Here is a 16,925-nt window from a genome sequence, read left to right as displayed (position 1 = left end):
GCGCGTTCTGGCCATGACCGGCGCAACCGGCTTCGTCGGCGGCGCGACATTGCAGCGGGCGGTTGCGGCCGGATGGCAGGTGCGGGCGCTGACGCGGCGGGCGCAAGAACCGCGCGATGGCGTTACCTGGATCGACGGCGCGCTCGACCGGCCCGACAGCCTTGCTGCGATGATCGCGGGCGCCGATGCGGTGTTGCACATCGCCGGCGTCGTCAACGTGCCGACGCGCGCCGCGTTCGAGGCGGGCAATGCCATAGCGACCGCCAATGTGGTAGCCGCCGCCCGCGATGCGGGGGTGGCGCGCTTCGTCCACGTCTCGTCGCTCGCCGCGCGCCAGCCGGCGCTTTCCAACTATGGCTGGTCGAAGGAGCGCGCCGAAGCCGTGGTGATGGAAAGCGCGCTCGAATGGACCATCATCCGGCCGCCCGCCGTCTTCGGCCCGGGCGACACCGACATGCTCGACCTGTTCCGCATGGTGGGCCGCGGCATCGCGCTGCTCCCCCCGCCAGGGCGTATGTCGGCGATCTATGTCGACGAACTTGCGCGCCTGCTGCTGGCGGTGACGGCCGACCGCAAAGAAACCGTTGGCCGGATCTATGAACCCGACGACGGTCAGGACGGGGGCTGGACGCACCGCGAATTTGCGAAAGCTATCGGCCGCGCGATCGGGCGGCCGAACGTGCCGGCGCTGTCGGTGCCGGCGGCGGTGCTCAAGGCGGGCGGGCATCTCGACCGCCTCGTCCGCCGCGATCGCGCCAAGCTGACTCCCGACCGCGCCGCCTATATCGCGCATCCCGACTGGGTCGCAGCCGCCGGGACACAGCCGCCAACAGCGCTGTGGCAGCCCGCGCTCGCCACCGATGAGGCACTGGCCCGAACGGTGCGCTGGTACCGCGAACAGGGCTGGCTCTGACGTCGCCGGTGGGGCTTCGTCGGACGCCCGTCGAAGCTTGGATTGCCAAGGCCGGGCGGGCGGATTAGGCACGGGGGCATGACCGACACCAGCGCCACGCCGCCCCAGACCCCCGATTCCGCAGGCCCCTGGGCCATTCCGGTTCGCCGCCCGCTGCCGGGCGACGACCGGCCGCGCGGTGGCACCAGCTTTCCGCGCAAGGTTTGGAACCTGCTCGTCGCGATCAAGGACGGGCTCGCGCTCCTGTTCCTCCTGCTCTTTTTCGTCGGGCTGTTCGCGCTGCTCTCCGGCCGTCCCAATGCGTCGCTGCCCGTCAGCAAGGGCGCGCTCGTCGTCGAACTCGACGGCGTACTGAGCGAACAACCGGCCGAGGTTGATCCTTTTGCCGCCGTGTCGGGCGGCGATCGGATGAAGGAATATCGCACCCGAGACGTCGTCCGCGCTATCGAAACCGCGGCGAAAGACGACCGCGTCAGCGCCGTCGTTCTCGACCTCGATCGCTTCGTCGGCGGCGGACAGGTATCGCTTGCCGAAGTCGGCGCCGCGGTCGACAAGGTGCGGGCGGCTAAGAAGCCCGTGCTCGCCTTCGCCACCGCTTATACGACCGACAGCTATCAGCTCGCCGCGCACGCGAGCGAAATATGGACCGACAGCATCGGTGGCGTCGCCGTGGCCGGTCCCGGCGGATCGCGCCTCTATTACAAGGGGCTGATGGACCGGCTCGGCATCACTGCGAACATCTATCGCGTCGGCACTTTCAAGAGCGCGGTCGAACCTTATCTGCGTAGCGACCAGTCGCCCGAGGCGAAAGAGGCCAATCTGGCCTACGCCTCGGTGCTGTGGGACACCTGGCTCGCCGAAGTGAAGAAGGCGCGGCCGCAGGCAAAGCTCGACGCGGTGCTGGCCACGCCAGCCGCGGTGGTGAAGGCTGCGAACAATGATCTCAGCAAGGCGTCGCTCGACGCCGGCCTGGTCGACAAAATCGGCGGCCGGCTCGCCTTTGGCGAGCGCGTCGCCGAAATCGCCGGCGCGCCCGACGATAGCCAGCCCTGGGCTTATAATGCGATCCCGCTCAAAAACTGGGTCGCCGCCAACCCGCCCGAAGCCAAGGGCGCCGCGATCGCGGTCGTTCCCGTCGTCGGCACCATCGTCGACGGCAAGGCGCGCCCCGGCAGCGCTGGCGGCGATACGATCGCTGAACATATTCTCGACGCCGCGTCGGACGACGGGGTCAAGGCGATCGTGCTGCGCGTCGATTCGCCCGGCGGATCGGTGCTGGCGTCCGAACAGATCCGCCAGGCGCTGCTCGTCGCCAAGGCGAAAAAGCTGCCGATCGTCGTCTCGATGGCGAATGTTGCGGCCTCGGGCGGCTATTGGGTTTCAACCCCCGCCGACCGCATCTTCGCCGAGCCCGAGACGATCACCGGCTCGATCGGCGTGTTCGGCATCCTGCCGAGCTTCGACAAGACGCTCGCCAAGATCGGCGTCACCACCGACGGCATCCGCACGACGCCGCTGTCGGGCCAGCCCGACATCCTCGGCGGCGTCAACGAGGAGTTCAACCAGCTCGCGCAGGCGGGGGTCGAGGACGTCTATGCCCGCTTCACCGGCCTCGTCGCAAAAAGCCGCAAGCAGCCCGTCGAAAAGATCGAAGCGATCGCCGAGGGCCGCGTCTGGGCTGGCGGCACCGCGCGCCAGATCGGGCTGGTCGACCAGTTCGGCGGCCTGCCCGACGCGCTCGCGGCCGCGGCGAAGCTTGCCAAGGTCGATGGCGCCTTCCACGCCAAATATTTCGAGGAAGAGCCGAGCGAGTGGTCGAAGATGCTCGCCGCCTGGACCGGCGCCGAGCAGGATGAAACCGCGCTCGCGCCGCGTGGCTGGTTCGGTATTGCGGCAATGAACCGCACCCTCGCCGAGCGCCGGCTGGTGCAGGATGTGCAGATGCTGACGAGCAGCGGATCGGTACAGGCCGCCTGTCTCGACTGCCGCGCCTATCTGCCGCCCGTTCCGGCCGGCTCGGCAGAGGCGAAAGGCCTGATCGGGATGCTGGCGTTCCTCTGGAAATAGCGAAGCGGCACATCGCCGGGCGGATCGAAACAATATTGCTGTAAACGCCGCCGAATCGCCGGGGCTTGCCGCCATCGGCAAAGGCGTATAAAGCCGCGGCCAATGTCCGGCCGCCCCGCGAGGGGCGGCCCTTATTATTTCCGCTTTTGGAGAAGCAGTCATGGCCAATGCCGATGCCACCCCGCTGATGCCGCATGCGACCGCCGCCTGGCTGGTCGACAACACCGGCCTGACCTTTGCGCAGATCGCCGATTATTGCGGCATCCACATCCTGGAAGTGCAGGCGATCGCCGACGAGACCGCCGCGACCAAATATACCGGCCGCGATCCGGTTCGCGCCCACGAACTGTCGATGGAAGAGATTGAAAAGGGCCAGAACGACCCGAACTACAAGCTCAAGATGACGAAGCAGGCGCAGGATACCATCCGCCGCACCCGCGGCCCGCGCTACACGCCGGTCAGCAAGCGTCAGGACAAGCCCGACGGCATCGCCTGGATCCTGAAGAACCATCCCGAAGTGTCGGATGGCGCGATCGGCAAGCTGATCGGCACGACGCGCAACACCATCGGCGCGATCCGCGATCGCAGCCACTGGAACAGCGCGAACATCGTGCCCAAGGATCCGGTGACGCTCGGTCTCTGCTCGCAGCGCGAACTCGACGCGATCGTCGCGAAGGCGGCGAAAAAGGCGGGGATCAAAGCCCCCGAAGACAGCCGCTTCGAAGGCGACCGCGAGGCGCTGCTCGAGGAACTGCGCGCCGAGCGCAGCGCCGCCGCCGAAGCACGCGCGGCAGAGGATCATTCGGACGACGAAGCCTGACGCATGGCGGTCGGCGGCGACGAGGATGATATTCCGGCGGCCAGCGGTTCGCCGGACGCGTCGCTGACCCAGGACGACAGCTTCACCGCGACGAGCCACGCCGGCCTGACCTATCCCTGGGGCGACGCCGCACCGGGGATCGGCGAAACGATCCGCATCGCCGATGGCATCAGCTGGGCGCGCATCCCGATGCCGGGTTCGCTCGGCCACATCAACAGCTGGCTGCTCGACGACGCTGCGCCCGACGGCTCCGACGGGGTGGCGGTGGTCGATACGGGCATTTGCCTGACCATCTGTTCGGACGCCTGGAAAGCACTCTATGCCGGGCCGCTCGCGGACACGCGCATCACGCGCGTGTTCGGTACCCATCTGCACCCCGACCATATCGGGCTTGCCGGCTGGATCGCGAAGAAGCAGCAGGTGAAGCTGTGGATGACGCGCGGCGAAATGCTCACCGCGCGCGCCATCGTCGCCGATTCCTCCGACGTCGCCCCCGACGAGGTGCTGGCCCAGTCGCGCGCCGCGGGTTGGGACGACGAGGCGATCGAGCGCCAGCGTGCGGACGGCTGGAACATGTTTCAGCGCATGATCTTCGCGCTGCCGCGCAGCTATGTCCGCATCGCCGACGGCGACCGGATCGATTTCGGCAAACACATGTGGCGCGTCGTCACCGGATCGGGCCACAGCCCCGAACATGCGTGCCTGTGGAACGAGCGTGAAGGCGTGCTGGTCTCGGGCGATCAGGTGCTGCCGCGGATCAGTTCGAACGTGTCGGTCAACATCACCGAACCCGATGCCGATCCGCTGGGCGAATGGCTCGCCTCGATCGACAAGCTGCTCGCGACCGTTCCCGCCGACGTCGTGACCTGTCCTGCGCATGGCGAGCCCTTTCGCGGGCTGCACGTCCGCCTGATGGCGCTGCGCGACGAACACCGCATGCGGCTCTACAAGGTTGCCGAAGCGGTCGCCGAAGCGCCGATGCGCGCGGTCGACACCTTCCCGCTACTGTTCAACCGCCCGATCGGCGCCCACAACCAGAATCTGGCGACCGGCGAAGCGCTGGCGCATCTCAAGCGGCTCGAGGTCGAAGGCCGGGTGCGCAAGGAGGATCGCGGCGGCGTGTGGTGGTATCACGGGGTCGCCTAAGCGCCCGCAAACAGAGGCGTCGCGATCCTTCAGCGCGGGCCGATCATCCCCGCAGCGACGGGCACCTCGCGACCGTTGACGGCGAGCGCGAGCAGGCGGTGCTTTTCATAGGGGCCGGGCAAGTCCCACGCTCCCGTCGCGTCCGCGGTGAAGCCGAAGAAGCGGCCATAATATTCGGGATCGCCGATCATCATCAGGGCGCCGTCGGCCATCGTCCGCGCCGCTTCGAGCATATGGTCCATAAGCGCCCGGCCGTGGCCGCCGCGCTGGACGTCGGGGCGCACCGCCACCGGGCCGACCATCACCAACGGCGTCGCCCTTCCCTGCACATCGCGGTGCGCGACCGGCCAGCACTGAATCGTGCCGACCAGCGCGCCATCCTCGACGGCGGCGAAGCTGAGGCAGGGAACTGCATCCATGCCCAGGCGGATGCGATAGGCGGTTCGTCCAAAGCGGTCCGATCCGAAAGCGGCGTCGAGGAGCGCCTCGACCGCCTGCGGTTCGATTTCGGACAATGGAAGTAACTCGACCAACGCGCACCCTTTCGCTAATGCGGCGGCGCTTTAGGGTCGCCGACCGGCAATGGAAAGCCGAATGTCGCGCCCGTACGACAGGAATTTCTTGTGACCGACACATTGTGGCTGGAAGTGGACGGGCTGACCGTCGATGTGCTGACCGGCATTTACTCCGAGGAAACCCACCTTCCGCAGCCGCTGCGCATTTCGGTGCGCGCGCGCTTGGTGATGGCCGATCATTATGACCCGGCAACCCCGCTCAGCGCCTCCAAAAACTATATGAACCTGAAATTCGCGGCGACCGAGGGACTGCCCAAGGACGTCCATTTCGTGCTGATCGAAAGCGTCGCCGACCATATCATCGACACGCTGTTCCTGCAGGACGAAAAGGTCGAAGAGGTCGAGGTGAAGATCGTCAAGCTCGCGATCGCCGAGGACGGCGAAGAGATCGGCATCACGATGCGCCGGACGCGCAAATGACAGCGGCGCCGATCGCGCTCGTCACCGGTGGTCTGCACCGGATCGGCGCGGCGATCGCGGCGCGGCTTGCGCGCGAGGGTTATGCGCTCGCAATCCACAAGCGCAGCCCCGGCGAGGCCGACGCCGTGCTGGCCGAGGCGCTGGCCGAGACGGGCGCCGAATGTCACCGCTTCGCCGCCGATCTCGCCGATCCGGCCGCCGTCGATGCGCTGGTGCCCGCGGTGACCGCAAAGTTCGGCCGTGCGCCCGTGCTGCTCGTCAACAACGCCTCGCTGTTTCCCGAGGGCGAATGGGACACGCTCACCGGCGCCGCGCTGGCCGAAACGATGCAGATCAACCATCACGCGCCGGTGATGCTCGCGCGCGCGCTGGTCGCCGCGAACGAAGGCGGCAGGCGTCCCGCGATCGTGAACATCCTGGACCAGCGCATCGCCAACCCGGTGCCCGACCAGCTTGCCTACAGCCTGTCGAAGCAGGCGCTGTGGCAGGCGACGGCAACGCTGGCGGTCGCCTTCGGCGCGCGCGCGCGCGTCAATGCAGTTGCACCGGGGCTGACCCTCCCCACCGACGATTACAGTGCGGGACAGATGACGCGGCTTGCGGCGCGCATGCCGCTCGGCGCGCTGCCGACCCCGGACGATATTGCCGACGCCGTCGCCTGGCTTGCCCGCGCCGAGGCGGTGACGGGGCAGACGATCTTCGTCGATGGCGGCGCGCATCTGGCGCCGCTGGGCCGCGATTTCGTGGCGCTGGAGCGCGATTGACGCCCCGCCTGTCCCCGCGAAGGCGGGGACCCATAGCCAGATTAGGCGAGCTTCGCTTCAGGACGCTCTGGGCTCCCGCCTGCGCGGGAGCACACGCGAAGCTTTTGGCCGCTCAGTAAATATGCACCGCCTTGGCGACCAGATAACCGTCGAGACCCTCGGGTCCGCTCTCGCTGCCGAAGCCCGACTCCTTGATCCCGCCGAAGGGCATGTCATTGGCCGAGATGACGAAGCTGTTGATCCCGACCATGCCGCTTTCGATGCCGTCGGCGACGCGGTTGATGCGGCGGCCGTTTTCGGTGAAGGCGAAGGCGGCAAGGCCATAGGGCAGCCGGTTCGCCTGTTCGAGCGCGTCTTCTTCGGTCGCAAACGGCCGGATCAGCGCCATCGGGCCAAAAGGTTCGTTGTTCATCGCATCGGCGTCGAGCGGAACGTCGGCCAGCGCCGTCGGCTGGAAGAAATAGCCCTCGCCCGTCGCAGCGCCGCCCGCGATCACCCGCGCGCCCTTTGCGGTCGCATCGGCAATCATCGCCTCCAGCGCGGGGGCGCGGCGCGCGTTGGCGAGCGGTCCCATCTGGGTGCCGGCGTCGAGCCCGCTGCCGATCTTCACGCGCGCGGTGCGTTCGGCAAAGCCCTTCACGAAGGCGTCGTAGATGCCGTCCTGCACATAGAAGCGCGTCGGCGAGACGCAGACCTGGCCGGCGTTGCGGAACTTCTGCGTCACGACGCGGTCGAGCGTCGTTTCAAGGTCGCAATCGTCGAACACCAGCACCGGGGCGTGTCCGCCGAGCTCCATTGTGATGCGCTGCACCCGGTCGGCGGCGAGCTTCATCAGATGCTTGCCGACCGCGGTCGATCCGGTGAAGCTGACCTTGCGGATCACCTCGCTGCCGAGCAGGTGGCGGCTGATCATGTCGGGATTGCCATAGACGAGCTGGACCACATCTCCGGGGATGCCCGCATCGGCAAGGCAGCGCATGATCGCGCTGGTGCAGCCCGGCGTTTCCTCGGGCGCCTTGGCGATCACGACACAGCCCGCGGCGAGCGCTGGCGCGACCTTCTTGATCATCAGATTGACAGGAAAATTCCACGGGCTGAACGCCGCGACCGGACCGACGGGCTGTTTCAGCACCATCGCGCGCTGACCCGCCGGACGCTGCACGACGCGGCCCTCGATCCGCTTGCCCTGTTCGGCAAAATATTCGAGCAACGACGAGGCCGAAAGCACTTCGCCGCGCGCTTCGGCGATCGGCTTGCCCTGTTCGAGCGTAAGCAAGGTCGCGATATGGTCGGCGCGTTCGCGGATCAGTCCGGCAGCCTTGCGCATCAGCGCGGCGCGCTCGTCAGGGGTCTTGGCGCGCCAGACCGGCCAGCCGCGCGCGGCGGCGGCAAGCGCTTCGTCGAGGTCGGCCGCGGTCGCCACCGGCAGCTCGGCGATCGTCGCCGCGGTCGCGGGGTTATAGACCGGCCGCGCCTCGCGCCCTTCGCCGCTCCGCCAGGCACCGTCGATGAAAAGCTGGAGGTCGGCGTCGTAGGTCGCGGTCATTGGGCAATTTCCTGTCTGATCCGTTCGCATCGAACGGGAAATGGAGGGTCATCAGATGGCGCCCATATAGGAGCGATTAGCGATAGTTAAAGCTGATGCTGATCCGTTCGTCCTTGCCGGCGTTCGGCATCACTTCGTGCCGCAGCCAGCTTTCCCACAGAAAAATGCGCCCCGCCGCGGGCGCGGCATAGATGAAGGGCTGCAGGCTCTCGGGCGCATCCTCGCTCCGCCCCGGCGCCGCCATCAGCATCGCGAGTCGCGGATCTTCGAGCTTCAGCGCGCCCGATCCGGACGGAACGGCGACATAGAAGGTGCCCGATACGATGCTGTGCGGGTGGATATGCCCGCTGTGCGTGCCGCCGGGTTTGAGGACATTGACCCACAGGCTGTCGAGCTTGAGCGGCTTGGCGAGATCAAAGTGACACGCCTTGGCAAAGGCCTTCACATGCTTGTCGAGCAGGCGCTTGAGGTCGTGAAAGGCGGGGTCGCGGTCGGGCAGGTCGTCAAGGCTGGCGTAGCTGGTGTAGCCGCGATAGCCGTGCGCGCGGCTCCACGCCTTGCCCGCGCCATCCTCGCGAGCGAACAGCCGGCAGCTTTCCTCCAGCTCTTGCAATAGGTCGGGCGCGGCAATGTCGGCCTCGTAAAAATTTGTGGCGAAGAGCGTGCGAACGGGCATGATGCGCGCAAAGCACAGCAAGGGCATGAGAGCAAGGGAGACGAGAATGGCCGAGTTTGAACTGATCGCCGACGGATTGCGCTTTCCTGAAGCGCCGGTGGTGATGGACGACGGCAGCGTCATCGTGACCGAGATCGAGGCCGGCCGCATCACGCGCTGCTGGCCCGGCGGCCGCAAGGTGGTGGTCGCGGCGCCCGGCGGCGGCCCCAACGGTCTGGCGATCGGTCCCGACGGCAAGCTTTACTGCTGCAACAACGGCGGCTTCGAATATACCGAATCGAACGGCTATCTGGCGCCGCACGGCATCGCGAAGGATTATTCGGGCGGCCGCATCGAACGCATCGATATCGAAACGGGCGCGGTCGAAATCCTCTACAAATCGGGCGACAACGGCGTCGTGCTGCGCGGCCCCAACGACATCATGTTCGACAGCCACGGCGGCTTCTGGTTCACCGATCATGGCAAGGTCGATTATGAAAAGCGATGTCACGACATCGTCGGCATCTTCTATGCCAAGGCCGACGGCAGTTTTATCGAGGAAGTGATCTTTCCGTCGAACAATCCGAACGGCGTCGGCCTCTCACCCGACGGCAAGGCGCTCTACGCCGCCGAGACCTACACCTGCCGCCTGATGAAGTTCAACATCACCGCGCCCGGCAAGGTCGCCCCCGACGCCGGTCCCGGCGGCCCCGGCATCCCGCTCTATCGCCCCGCCGGCTATAAATTCTTCGACAGCCTGGCGATGGAGGCGAGCGGCAATATCTGCGTCGCGACCATCGGCGAATGCGGGATCAGCGTCGTGTCGCCGTCGGGAGAGTTGGTGGAGTTCGTCGCGACCGACGATATTTTCACCACCAACATCGCCTTTGGCGGCGCCGACATGCAGGATGCCTATATCACCTTGTCGGGCACCGGGCGGCTGGTAAAGACGCGCTGGAACCGGCCGGGACTGACGCTGCAATATTGATCGGCCGCCGGTCGGAAAAGGGGAAGATATGCGCCGCGATACTCACCGCGAAACCCACGCCGTCGCGCGGATCGGATGGCTGCGCGCCGCAATCCTGGGCGCCAACGACGGCATCGTCTCGACCGCGAGCCTGATCGCGGGGGTCGCGGCGGCGGGCGCGGCGCAACCCTCCATCCTCCTCACCGGCACCGCCGGGCTGGTCGCTGGCGCGATGTCGATGGCGGCGGGCGAATATGTCTCGGTCAGTTCGCAGGGCGACGCCGAAAAGGCCGACATTGCAAAGGAACGGCACGAACTCGCCACCGACCCTGAATTCGAGCTGGAGGAGCTGACCCAAATCTATCAGGAGCGCGGGCTCGACCGTCCGCTCGCCGAACAGGTCGCCGCGCAGCTTACCGCGCACAATGCGCTCGACAGCCATTTGCGCGACGAACTGGGGCTGACCCACCATATGAAGGCGCGTCCGGTGCAGGCCGCCGTCGCATCGGCCGCCAGCTTCACTGCGGGCGCGGCGTTGCCTCTGCTGGTGGTTTTCCTCGATACGGGATCGTCGCTGCCATGGACGGTGTCCGGCGCGTCGCTCGTTTTCCTCGCAATCCTCGGCGCGCTCGGCGCGTGGGCGGGCAATGCGCCGATGCTGCGCCCCGTGCTGCGCGTTACCTTCTGGGGCGCCTTCGCCATGGCGCTGACCATCGCGATCGGATCGCTGTTCGAAGCGCCGCTGGGCTGACGGGAGAGAGAAGTATGAACGATACGGCCTGGACCATCGACATCGATCGCGACACGATTTCGAAGGCGGCACTTGCACGGGCAGATCATGCGCCGCTGCGCGCCGGCGAGGTTCGTGTGCGCGTCGACAGCTATGCGATGACGGCGAACAACATAACCTACGCCGTCTTCGGCAAGCCTGCGGGACTGTTCGGCAACGACCAGGGTTATTGGGACTTTTTCGCCGAGCGTGATGCGCCCGCCCGCCTGCCTGTCTGGGGGTTCGCCACCGTGATCGAGAGCGCCGCCGAGGGCATCGCGCCCGGCGATCGCTTTTACGGCTATTATCCGATGGCAAGTCATGCGGTGCTCAGCGCGGGCAAGATCGGCGCCAGCGGCTTCACCGACATCACGCCGCGGCGCACCACCCTGCCCCCCATTTACAATCAATATCAGCGGATCGAGGCTTTGCCCGACTATCGCGCCGATCATCATGATTATTGGCCGATCTTCCGTCCGCTCTTCCTCACCGGCTGGCTGATCGCCGACCAGTTCGAGGATGAAGGCGATTATGGCGCCGACCAGATCCTGATCGCCAGCGCGTCGAGCAAGACCGCGATCGGCCTCGGCTTCGCGCTCGCCCAGCGTGCGGGGCCCCGCCCCGTCAGCATCGGACTGACGAGCAAGGCCAATGTCGCGGCGCTGGCCGCGCAGGGCATCTACGACCGTGTGATCGCCTATGACGATATCGCTATGCTCGACGCTGCGGTGCCGTCGGCCTTTGTCGACATGGCGGGCAATGGCGCGGTCACCCGCGCGGTGCACGGACATTTCGGCGATGCGCTGAAGGTATCGATCATCGTCGGCAAATCGCACTGGGACGCCGAGGCCGACGCTGCGGCCTTGGCCAGCCCCGAACGGCAGGGCTTCTTCGCCCCCGGCCGCAGCCAGAAGCGCGTCGGCGACTGGGGCGCCGCGGGCTTCGGGCAGCGGATCGCCGAGGCATGGCTGGGCTTCATGGCGGTTGCGCCGCGCATCGCGCGCATCGACCGGCGCGAAGGTGGCGCCGCGGCGCTCGATGCCTATCGCGAAATGCTGTCGGGACGCGCCGATCCCGCGGCGGGGATATTGGTCATCCCCTGACGCAGCGCCCCCTCCTGCGTCCCCCTCCCGCTCAGAGCTTGACCGCGGCGTTGCCGCCTTCGGCCCACAGCGCCGATCCCGAAACGAAGCTCGCCATATCGCTCGCCAGAAACAGCGCCGCCTGCGCGATCTCGTCGGGCTCGGCGATGCGCTTCATTGCGTGCAGGCCGGCGGCCCATGCCTTCGACTTGGCATCGCCCGCCATCGCCGTATCGGTCCCGCCCGGGATCAGCGCATTGGCGCGAATGCCCGCCGCGCCATAATCGGCGGTGATCCCGCGCACGAGCCCGAGCAGCCCCGCCTTGGCAGCGCCGTAACAGGCCATGCCCGGCAGGCCGACGCTGTTGCCGACAAAGCTTGAGGTAAAGATCAGGGCGCCCTTGCCGCGCGCCAGCATTGACGGAATCTGCGCGCGGGCGCCCAGAAAGGCGGCGGTCAGATTGGCCGCGATCACCGCGGCCCAATTGCCCGGCGCCTGATCGGCGAGCGGGGCGAGCGCGCCGACCGTCCCCGCGTTGTTGAAGGCTATGTCGAGCCCGCCCCACGGCGCGCAGGCGGCAACCAGCGCCTCGTGCGTCGCCGCATCGGCAACGTCGCCCGCGACCGCGCGCGCCGTTCCGTTATCGGCGGCAATTTCGGCGACCACGGCATCAAGCCGCGCCCGGTCGCGTCCGCCGAGCACGAGCCGCGCGCCGTGACGCGCAAACCGCCGCGCGGCGGCGCGCCCGATTCCCGAACTGGCGCCGGTGATGATGACGGTCTTTCCTTCGAGCAGCATAAATCCTCCGGTGAATGAACAGCGCCGCGCCTTGCCGTAGCGGCAGGGGCGTGGCGTCCCGAAAGATGCGGTCAAATTCGCTTGATCTTGGACGATAGCGCGCGGCATGGCCGTCGGCATGGCTCAATATACGCATGTGATCTTCGACTTCGGCGGCGTCATCACCGCCTCGCCCTTCGAGGCGTTCAACCGGCTGGAAGCCGAACGCGGGCTACCGCGCGATTTCGTGCGCGGCGTCAATGCGCGCAATCCCGACGCCAATGCCTGGGCGCTGTTCGAGCGCGCCGAGATCGACGCCGCGACCTTCGACACATTGTTCGCCGAAGAAGCGCGCGCGCTGGGTCACGACCTCGAAGGCGAAGCGGTTCTGGCAGTCCTCGCCGGCGCGGTGCGCCCCCAAATGGTCGCGGCGCTCGACACGCTGAAGGCCGGCGGTTTCACGATCGGCTGCATCACCAACAATGTCCCGTCGGGCAAGGGCGCCGGCATGGCGCGCAGCGAAGCAATGGCGGCCGAGGTCGCGGCGATCATGGCGCGCTTCGACCATGTCATCGAATCGTCGAAGGTCGGCGTGCGCAAACCCGACCCGCGCATCTATCAGATGATGTGCGCGGCACTGGGCGTCGAGCCCGCCGCCTGCATCTACCTCGACGACCTTGGCATCAACTGCAAACCCGCCGCGGGGCTCGGCATGCACGCGATCAAGGTGACGAGCGGCGAACAGGCGCTAGCCGACCTGTCCGCCGCACTGGGCGTGCCGCTACCCTGAGGGTCCAGAAGGGGACATTGGCCCGCGTCATCCCGGACTTGATCCGGGATGACGCGGGTGGATGTGGCAGGCTTCGGTCGTTCGCCGTCGTCCAGGCCTGTCTTTCCGGCCTAGTGCGCGAGCAGCAGCGGATAGCGGCCGCCCGTCACCAGATATTGCGTGGCGCCGCCGAAGATCGTCTCGCGCAGCCGGCTGCGACCGAAGGCGCCCATCACGATCAGACCTGCATCAAGCGCGCCGGCTTCCTTTTCGATCCGCTCCTCGGGGGTTTCGGCACCGCGCTCGATCGCGCGCAGTTCGGCGTGGATGCCGTGACGCGACAGATAGCGCGCCGCATCTTCGGCCGCGAAATCGCCCTCGTCGCCGCCTATCGTGACGATCACGACCGGGCGGTCCTTCAGAAAGGGAACCGCGGCGCGCACCGCATGGGCGGCTTCGGGGCTGCCATTCCACGCGATCAGCGCCGGCTTGTCGAAATCGAGCGCCTTGCTGTCCTGCGGCAGCGCCAGAACCGGAACCGACGCGGTCAGCGCAAGATCGCCCGCGAGCATCGGCGGGCCGCTGCGGAAATCGCCCTTCGCCTTGGGCAGGCTGACGATCGCCAGATCGGCGAGCGTCGCGGCGCCCGACAAGGCGCTGACGATTTCACCGTCGGCCATTTCGATGTCCCACGGCACATCTTCCTTCGCCAGCCGGTCGGCAAGCCGGCTTTCGAGCGCCAGATCGTCGGCCTGCGCCTTCGCCAGCGCCTCGGCGGCGAAATAGGTGCCGCCGAACGGATCGAAGCTGACGAATTCGCGCAGCGGCGTCGCGATGAGCAGGCTGACATGGCCTTCGAAACGGCGGGCGCAATCAAGCGCGACCTGCAAACGTCCTTCGGACGCGGCATCGCTGTCGGCGTGAACCAGAATTGAGCGCATTGGGGGCCTCCTTTATCCAGTGAACATCAGAATAATGCGCCGCGCGAACCTATCGTTCATTGACCGGGGTCAAAAGCGGCGAATCTTCGCGTGCCGCGCTATCCCGCGGTCAGGCTGAGGCCCGCGGCCTGATCGAAGATGCGCGTCAGCACCGGTTCGGTATCGGACACGCGCATCGCGACGCGGAATTCGACCGGCGCGAGCGCGGGCAGCCCCGCCAGTTCGACGAGCGTGCCTGCGGCAACCTCGGCGCGCACCATCGGTTCGGGAAAGATGCCGACACCGCCGCCGGCGCGTGCGATGTCGATCATCATCCGGGCGTTGTTGCACAGGTTCAGCGATTTCTGCGCGATCCGCGACGCCGCGATCGCCTCGCGCATCCGGCCGTGGATCGGCGAAGGGCTGGCGAGCGACCAGACGGGCACCTGCTGTTCGCCCGTTCCGCGCTCGAACAGCGCGGCGACCGCCGGGTTGGCGAGCCAGAGCAGCGCAACCTCGCCGATCGGGCTGGTCCGAAGCGCTGGGTGCGCGATCGGCCCTGCCGCGAAGGCCAGGTCGGTGCGGCCGGTCAGCAGTTGCTGGATCAGATTCGCGGTCAGGTCGATCTCGATCTCGAGCGCGACATTGGGCATGTCGGCTTTCAGCGAAGCAACGAAGGGCGGCAGGCAGCTTGCGGCCGCGATCTCGCCCGCGCCAATCCGCACCACGCCGCTCGCCTCGTTGAAGCCGCCGCTGCCGAGCAGCGCGAGCTGCATGTCGCGCAGCAGCGGGGTGCAGTCATTGACGAGTTTACGTCCCGCCGGGGTCAGCGACATGGTGCGCCCGTCGCGGCGGAACAGCGTCGAACCCAGGCGCTGCTCCAGCTCGCGCATCCGCGCCGACACCGCGGGCTGCGTCGTGTTGAGCCGTTCGGCAGCCGCCGAGAAAGTGCCGAGCCGGTCGATCCACAGCAAGGTTTCGAGATGATAGATGGAGATGCGATTGATCGACATCGGTTATGGATAATCGAAAAATAGAACAATTAGAATTGATGATTTATTTGCGCCAAGGTCGCCGCCGATCAGTGGGCCGATCCGCGAGCCGATCAGAGGAAGGGAGTCCCGTCATGGCGAACAAGCAATATCCCGATGCAGCATCCGCGCTCGAAGGGCTGCTCTTCGACGGCATGCAAATCTGCGCGGGCGGCTTCGGCCTGTGCGGCATTCCCGAACGGCTGATCGACGCGATCCGCGACGCCGGGACAAAGGATCTCACCATCGCCAGCAACAATGCCGGCATCGACGGCGAAGGGCTCGGCAAACTGCTGCGTACGCGGCAGGTCAAGAAGATGATCTCCTCTTATGTCGGCGAGAACAAGGAGTTCGAGCGGCAGTATCTGGCCGGCGAGCTCGAAGTCGAATTCTGTCCGCAGGGCACACTCGCCGAACGCTGCCGCGCGGGCGGCGCGGGCATCCCCGGCTTTTATACCAAGACCGGCGTCGGCACCGCGGTGGCCGAGGGTAAGGAGGTCAAGAATTTCGACGGGCAGGATTATATCCTCGAACGCGGCATCTTTGCCGACCTCGCGATCGTCAAAGGCTGGAAGGCCGACGAAAGCGGCAATCTGATCTTCCGCAAGACCGCGCGCAACTTCAACCAGCCGATGGCGACCGCGGCCAAGATCTGCGTCGCCGAGGTCGAGGAGATCGTCCCCGTCGGCAGCCTCGATCCCGATTGCATCCATTTGCCCGGCATCTATGTGAAGCGCCTGATCGTCGGCGCGCCCTATGACAAGAAGATCGAATTCCGCACCGTACGCCCACGGGAAGCCGCATGATGCGCGCGCTTGCCCTTTCGGCCGGCCTGCTGCTCGCCGGCTGCGCCCAGACCGCGACAACGACGGCGCCCGCGGCGCCCAGCGCGGAGGTGATCGCCTCGCAGGTCGGTGAAAAGCCGACGCCGACCTCGCCGCCGGCGGGACAGCAATGGCTCTATGGCTCGGCGGAGGGCGCGATCGCCTCGGCACAGGTCTATCGCACCATGGCCGATTATGTCCGCATGGCCGCGATTTCGGCGGCGCCGCGCCGCCAGGTCGTGCTCGCCGAAGGATCGACGCCTGTCGCGCCGAAGTTCGACGATTGCGGGGACAAGCCGCTCGCGGCGGTGTTCGACGCCGACGAGACGCTGATCTGGAACGTGGGCGCGATGCGCTACTTTGCCGAGCAGGGGAAGGATTTCGATCCTGCCGTCTGGGACCAGTGGGAAAAGACCGGCGCCGGCAAGGCGGTGGCGATGCCCGGCGTCATCGACGCGCTGGCGATCATGCGCGGTGCGGGGGTGACGATCATCGTCAACACCAACCGCAGCGCCGCCAATCCCAAGGGCAGCGAGGATACGCTGCGCGCCGCGGGCCTCGGCGATTTCAAGCATGGTGAGACGCTGTTCCTGATGGGCGACACGCCCGACGGCGCGAGCAAGGACGGACGCCGGGCGCTGATCGCCTCGCGCTGGTGCGTGATCGCGATGGGCGGCGACCAGCTTGGCGATTTCGCGCAGGCGTTCAACGCGCGCGGTCTGTCGGTCGCCGACCGCAGGACGATGGCGACGAGCGGACCGGTCGCGGGGCTGTGGGGCCATGGCTGGTTCCTCTTCTCCAACCCCGTCTATGGCCCGTCGATCCGCGGCGGCTTTGCCGACATCTTCCCCTCCGACAAGCAATGGGAGCCGAACTGAC

At 67.0% G+C, this 16,925-nt stretch carries 18 protein-coding genes; 12 read left to right on the top strand and 6 right to left on the bottom strand.

What is annotated here, in order from left to right; genetic code table 11:
• Positions 1 to 13: 13 nt before the first annotated feature.
• The 4 genes from MU856_RS00870 (at position 14) to MU856_RS00855 (ending at position 4,946) form a co-directional block, all read left to right on the top strand.
• Positions 14 to 913, top strand: a complete 900-nt coding sequence (locus tag MU856_RS00870; protein ID WP_263588217.1) for an NAD-dependent epimerase/dehydratase family protein — start codon at positions 14 to 16, stop codon at positions 911 to 913.
• 78 nt (positions 914 to 991) lie between these two features.
• A complete protein-coding gene (gene sppA, locus MU856_RS00865) occupies positions 992 to 2,980 on the top strand; it encodes a signal peptide peptidase SppA (RefSeq protein WP_263588216.1) in 1,989 nt (662 codons plus the stop codon).
• 187 nt (positions 2,981 to 3,167) lie between these two features.
• Positions 3,168 to 3,800, top strand: coding sequence for a DUF1013 domain-containing protein (locus MU856_RS00860; RefSeq protein WP_040589884.1), 633 nt, complete (start codon positions 3,168 to 3,170; stop codon positions 3,798 to 3,800).
• A 3-nt stretch (positions 3,801 to 3,803) separates the two neighbouring features.
• Complete coding sequence (locus MU856_RS00855) at positions 3,804 to 4,946, top strand: MBL fold metallo-hydrolase (RefSeq protein WP_263588215.1); 1,143 nt, start codon at positions 3,804 to 3,806, stop codon at positions 4,944 to 4,946.
• 29 nt (positions 4,947 to 4,975) lie between these two features.
• Here the strand turns inward: MU856_RS00855 and MU856_RS00850 are convergent, their stop codons facing one another.
• Positions 4,976 to 5,479, bottom strand: coding sequence for a GNAT family N-acetyltransferase (locus MU856_RS00850; protein WP_062901035.1), 504 nt, complete (start codon positions 5,477 to 5,479; stop codon positions 4,976 to 4,978).
• Between the two features lie 90 nt (positions 5,480 to 5,569).
• Here MU856_RS00850 and MU856_RS00845 point away from each other — a divergent pair, with 90 nt between their 5' ends.
• Together MU856_RS00845 and MU856_RS00840 are read left to right on the top strand one after the other, a co-directional pair.
• Positions 5,570 to 5,941, top strand: coding sequence for a dihydroneopterin aldolase (locus tag MU856_RS00845; protein WP_062901036.1), 372 nt, complete (start codon positions 5,570 to 5,572; stop codon positions 5,939 to 5,941).
• Positions 5,938 to 6,705 carry an SDR family oxidoreductase gene (locus MU856_RS00840; protein WP_234181117.1) on the top strand — a complete coding sequence of 256 codons (768 nt, stop codon included), beginning with the start codon at positions 5,938 to 5,940 and terminating at the stop codon, positions 6,703 to 6,705. Before MU856_RS00845 ends, MU856_RS00840 begins: the two co-directional genes overlap by 4 nt.
• Before the next feature lie 112 nt (positions 6,706 to 6,817).
• Here MU856_RS00840 and MU856_RS00835 read toward each other — a convergent pair whose 3' ends face one another.
• Positions 6,818 to 8,251, bottom strand: a complete 1,434-nt coding sequence (locus MU856_RS00835) for an NAD-dependent succinate-semialdehyde dehydrogenase (RefSeq protein WP_058811182.1) — start codon at positions 8,249 to 8,251, stop codon at positions 6,818 to 6,820.
• Between the two features lie 76 nt (positions 8,252 to 8,327).
• Positions 8,328 to 8,927 carry a TIGR02466 family protein gene (locus tag MU856_RS00830; protein ID WP_062903018.1) on the bottom strand — a complete coding sequence of 200 codons (600 nt, stop codon included), beginning with the start codon at positions 8,925 to 8,927 and terminating at the stop codon, positions 8,328 to 8,330.
• 46 nt (positions 8,928 to 8,973) lie between these two features.
• Here MU856_RS00830 and MU856_RS00825 point away from each other — a divergent pair, with 46 nt between their 5' ends.
• From MU856_RS00825 to MU856_RS00815, 3 genes are read left to right on the top strand one after another with little or no spacing between them, the layout of a single operon-like run.
• A complete protein-coding gene (locus MU856_RS00825) occupies positions 8,974 to 9,894 on the top strand; it encodes an SMP-30/gluconolactonase/LRE family protein (protein ID WP_062901038.1) in 921 nt (306 codons plus the stop codon).
• 28 nt (positions 9,895 to 9,922) lie between these two features.
• Positions 9,923 to 10,624: a VIT family protein gene (locus MU856_RS00820; RefSeq protein WP_062901039.1), complete on the top strand. Its 702-nt coding sequence runs from the start codon at positions 9,923 to 9,925 to the stop codon at positions 10,622 to 10,624.
• Positions 10,625 to 10,638: 14 nt separating this feature from the next.
• Positions 10,639 to 11,745: a DUF2855 family protein gene (locus tag MU856_RS00815; RefSeq protein WP_263588214.1), complete on the top strand. Its 1,107-nt coding sequence runs from the start codon at positions 10,639 to 10,641 to the stop codon at positions 11,743 to 11,745.
• A 31-nt stretch (positions 11,746 to 11,776) separates the two neighbouring features.
• Here MU856_RS00815 and MU856_RS00810 read toward each other — a convergent pair whose 3' ends face one another.
• Complete coding sequence (locus tag MU856_RS00810) at positions 11,777 to 12,523, bottom strand: SDR family oxidoreductase (protein ID WP_263588213.1); 747 nt, start codon at positions 12,521 to 12,523, stop codon at positions 11,777 to 11,779.
• A gap of 106 nt (positions 12,524 to 12,629) precedes the next feature.
• On the opposite strand from MU856_RS00810, the gene MU856_RS00805 reads away from it, so the two are divergent.
• Positions 12,630 to 13,292 carry an HAD-IA family hydrolase gene (locus MU856_RS00805; protein ID WP_263588212.1) on the top strand — a complete coding sequence of 221 codons (663 nt, stop codon included), beginning with the start codon at positions 12,630 to 12,632 and terminating at the stop codon, positions 13,290 to 13,292.
• A 110-nt stretch (positions 13,293 to 13,402) separates the two neighbouring features.
• On the opposite strand, the gene MU856_RS00800 is transcribed toward MU856_RS00805, so the two are convergent.
• Positions 13,403 to 14,212 (bottom strand): universal stress protein, encoded by an 810-nt coding sequence (locus tag MU856_RS00800; protein WP_062901042.1) that lies wholly within the window; start codon positions 14,210 to 14,212, stop codon positions 13,403 to 13,405.
• Between the two features lie 98 nt (positions 14,213 to 14,310).
• Positions 14,311 to 15,204: a LysR family transcriptional regulator gene (locus tag MU856_RS00795; protein ID WP_234181125.1), complete on the bottom strand. Its 894-nt coding sequence runs from the start codon at positions 15,202 to 15,204 to the stop codon at positions 14,311 to 14,313.
• A gap of 113 nt (positions 15,205 to 15,317) precedes the next feature.
• On the opposite strand from MU856_RS00795, the gene MU856_RS00790 reads away from it, so the two are divergent.
• The gene (locus MU856_RS00790; protein WP_186401173.1) at positions 15,318 to 16,028 is read left to right on the top strand and encodes a CoA transferase subunit A; all 711 of its coding nucleotides are present in this window, start codon (positions 15,318 to 15,320) and stop codon (positions 16,026 to 16,028) included.
• A complete protein-coding gene (locus MU856_RS00785) occupies positions 16,025 to 16,924 on the top strand; it encodes an HAD family acid phosphatase (protein WP_263588211.1) in 900 nt (299 codons plus the stop codon). The genes MU856_RS00790 and MU856_RS00785 overlap by 4 nt, the downstream gene beginning before the upstream one ends.
• The last annotated feature ends 1 nt before the right edge of the window (position 16,925 follow it).

Origin of the sequence: Sphingopyxis sp. GC21 (assembly GCF_025727575.1) — a bacterium.
Taxonomy (GTDB): Bacteria; Pseudomonadota; Alphaproteobacteria; order Sphingomonadales; family Sphingomonadaceae; genus Sphingopyxis; species Sphingopyxis terrae_A.
Note: the sequence above shows the minus strand (reverse complement) of the source record. Positions and strands in the feature narration are given on the sequence as shown.